This is a genomic window from bacterium (assembly GCA_023150945.1).
Lineage (GTDB): Bacteria > Zhuqueibacterota > Zhuqueibacteria > Zhuqueibacterales > Zhuqueibacteraceae > Coneutiohabitans.
Genome location: JAKLJX010000076.1, coordinates 1 through 700 on the forward strand (window position 1 = coordinate 1; position 700 = coordinate 700).

General features: G+C 61.4%; 1 protein-coding gene. It reads right to left on the minus strand.

What is annotated here, in order from left to right:
• The coding region (locus tag L6R21_28100) for an exo-alpha-sialidase (protein ID MCK6563069.1) at window positions 1-700 on the minus strand (700 nt) is incomplete at both ends.

The following is a 700-nucleotide window of genomic DNA, read 5'->3' on the forward strand; positions in this document are numbered from 1 at the left end:
ACCGGCTTTGTGCAGGATCACACGGCTGGCATACTGCGAATCGTAAGCATCCCACGCGGTGTGCGGATGCCAATAGGCAAGGTCGCCGCTGGCAGCGACGGAGGGGTTGGCATGCTGGGAGAGATTGCCGGGCAGGCCGGAGCTGAGATTATAGGCTGCGCTCCAGCCGCTGTTGTAGTAATGCAGGAGAATGTTGGAGGCGTTGGGGATCACATTGGTGGCATAGGCCAGCGCCGTGGTATTGGCGCCCCAGGCGGTTTTGGCCGGCGCCACCGTGGGAGAATTGAGTGCCGTGCCGGAAATGGTCGCGGCGGTGCTCCAGGAGGAACCATTATCGGTGCTGCGCCGCCATTTCAAATTGCCGCCGGAGCGGTAAACCATCATCAGCTCATTGGCTGCCGGACTGGCGATGACGGGCAGCGGAGCATTAGCGCCGGCATTGCTGTCCAACGTCTGCGTGCTGCCCCACGCGCCGGAGGCATAGCGGCGGTGATAAACAACATGCGTGCTGCCGGTGTAACGCTGCCAGACGGCGAAGAGGCTGCCCGAGCGCTCGGCGAGGCAGGGATATTTGTTGCTGCCGTTGCCGCTGCTGAGGCGCTTGTAGCCGCTCCACATACTGCCACCATCGGTAGATTTCTGGTAATAAACCTCACCGCTGCTCTCATAGACGAGATGATAGGCTCCACCAGAGCCACGA